The sequence below is a fragment of the Streptococcus mitis genome, from assembly GCF_001074635.1.
GTDB lineage: Bacteria > Bacillota > Bacilli > Lactobacillales > Streptococcaceae > Streptococcus > Streptococcus mitis_E.
This window is the reverse complement of record NZ_JUQO01000170.1, coordinates 1-2,660: the sequence shown is the minus strand read 5'-3', so window position 1 is coordinate 2,660 and position 2,660 is coordinate 1. Positions and strand designations below refer to the sequence as shown.

Below are 2,660 nucleotides of genomic sequence, written 5' to 3'. Positions count from 1 at the left end.
ATTAAGCTTTATTACAAGTGAATGCAAGAATACTCTTCGAAAATCAAATTCAAACCACGTCAGCTTCGCCTTACCGTACTCAAGTACAGCTTACGGCTAGCTTCCTAGTTTGCTCTTTGATTTTCATTGAGTATAAGCAACCAATTCTATTTCTTCCTTCAAAGCAAACCGATTTTTCTTGATTAAAACCGAGCAAGAAAAGTAAAGACAGATCCAAAATCAACCTATTAAAAAACCTGAGCTTGACACTCAAGTTTTCGTAATTTTTTTTGATCTATGGAATCACTTTATCATCCATTCTTTTAGCCATTTTTCCTAAAAAGATAGGAAGTAGAAGGCCAATCATGACTAAAAAGAATCCTAGATAAAGAAATGTTACTACAAAGCCTAAATTGTCAATCAACCAGCCTGTCAGTGGGAAGAAGACAATCATACTCAGGCTAAACATCATAGAGTAGACACTCAGCATGGTTGCCCTTACTTCACTTGGGAGTCGCTCTTGCAAATCATTGTCAAAAATCGGCTGAAAAAGAGCATATAGAGCATTACTCATCAAATAAATCAAAATATAGATTAGAGGTGTTCCAAAGTAGGACAGCATATAGGTAACTCCAGTCAGCAGAACTAGGACAGGGAAAAGCTTCAAGGCAGCATAGTTCTTTCCAATCTTACTCGCTAGATAGACTGCGACGATATTTAAGAGACTTCCAAGTAGCATAACTGCTGAAATTTGCCAACCACTTAAATCTGGTAACTGATTTTGATAGTAAAAATAAAACATGCACATGAGTACTCCGACAATCTGAGACAAAACCATCCAGTTGAACAGCATGGGATTACGCTCCAACTCTTCCTTAACAGTCCAAATAATCTGTCTCATGGTCACACTATCAGCTTTTTCTAGCTTGACACTAGGTTCTTTCAGCATCCAAATCAGGAAAAGAACTATGATAGAAGTGGCAATCATGATATAGTAGGTCAGGTGCAATTGACCATGGACAAAAAATCCTGCCAAAACGGTCCCCAAAGACCGAGTTCCTTCTGCTACTCCTGATAGGAAACTTGAAATGGATAGATAACGCTCCCTTAGTCCAGCCTCTACAGCCGAGTCATAGACCATTGCTGCACTCGTCCCCGAATCAAAATTATAAGACAAGGCACTCACAGCCATCGCTAGTGCATAAATCCAAAAATTTCCCTGCCCTGTCAACATGAGAATGGAAGACACAATCCCTGCTATTCGGCTTAAATAAAGGTTGGTCTTATAGGAATAGCGATCAGCTAACATACCAGATGGAATTTCACAGAGAAGACTGGTCGCATGAAAGATACTCTCCAGAAGTCCAATCTGCCAAAGAGACATTCCGTTTTGACTGAGAAAGAGAATCCAAAAACTGGTAATCCCTAGAAATGCAAAAAACTCAACTCCGGCCATCAGGCCAATATTTTTCCGATAATTTCTTATTAACATATTTTCTCCTTTAACAAGTGTATTATTATTTCTTTTGTCCGTCACTTGTTAATCTGTGCCTTACATGATCTCCACCCCTTTTAGAAGCATTCTTCAATGCCATTATTGTTCCTTTAATGATTTATGAAATGATACCGGAAAATAGCTGTTCTGCGGTTTCTATTGCGAGTTTTCTTGTTTATTTTAGCACTTATGTCATCATATTACAAGAGAATGTTAGAATACTCTTCGAAAATCAAATGCATTCCAGTCGCAAGTGATTAGAGTTTCTACAATTTTATAGTTTTAATTATCTTTGAGCAAATTTCTTGCAAGTCCTTTTGTTTTGTTGTAATATGTTTTATAACAACGAGAGAGTTCTCGAAAATTTAAGAAAAAGGAGACACATCATGTCTAAAAAAGTATTATTTATCGTCGGATCACTACGTCAAGGTTCTTTTAACCACCAAATGGCTCTCGAAGCTGAGAAAGCACTTGATGGTCAAGCAGAAGTTAGCTACCTTGATTATTCAACCCTTCCTCTCTTCAGCCAAGATTTAGAAGTTCCAACTCACCCAGCTGTAGCTACTGCTCGTGAAGCGGTTCTCGCTGCGGATGCTATCTGGATCTTCTCTCCAGTCTACAACTTCTCTATCCCTGGAACAGTGAAAAATTTGCTTGACTGGCTATCTCGTGCCCTTGACTTGTCTGATACACGTGGTGCTTCTGCCCTTCAAGACAAGTTTGTCACCGTATCATCTGTAGCTAATGCCGGTCACGATCAACTCTTCGCTATTTACAAAGATCTCTTGCCATTTATCCGTACACAAGTCGTTAGTGATTTCACTGCTGCACGTGTTAATGCCTCTGCTTGGGCAGACGGAAAATTGGTTCTCGAAGAAACAGTCCTAAACTCACTTGAAAAACAAGCTCAAGACTTGGTCAATGCGATCTAGTCATCACTAATCGCTATTCTAAAACAGACAATCGGACAGACTTTTAGCCCTCTATATAAAAGAACTAGACAATTCATCAACAATTGAATGACTAGTTCTTGAAATACGAAAAAAAGAACTAGAGTTCTCACAAATGAGTGATGTTTCTAGTTCTTTTTGATTTACAAAGACTTTATGCAGGGAAAGCTACTAAGGATCAGATGAGATCATCTATTTAAGCTTCCTCTTCATCGTCTTTTTTCTTTTTGGCAAAT

At 38.4% G+C, this 2,660-nt stretch carries 2 protein-coding genes; one reads left to right on the top strand and one right to left on the bottom strand.

The features are described from left to right. Positions 1-274: 274 nt before the first annotated feature. Entirely contained in the window at positions 275-1,471 is a 1,197-nt protein-coding gene (locus tag ADI58_RS07145; protein WP_049522001.1) for an MFS transporter, read from the bottom strand. Positions 1,472-1,860: 389 nt separating this feature from the next. Between ADI58_RS07145 and ADI58_RS07140 the strand changes: the two genes are divergently transcribed. Then, the gene (locus tag ADI58_RS07140; RefSeq protein WP_049522000.1) at positions 1,861-2,406 is read left to right on the top strand and encodes an NADPH-dependent FMN reductase; all 546 of its coding nucleotides are present in this window, start codon (positions 1,861-1,863) and stop codon (positions 2,404-2,406) included. Positions 2,407-2,660: the final 254 nt, after the last annotated feature.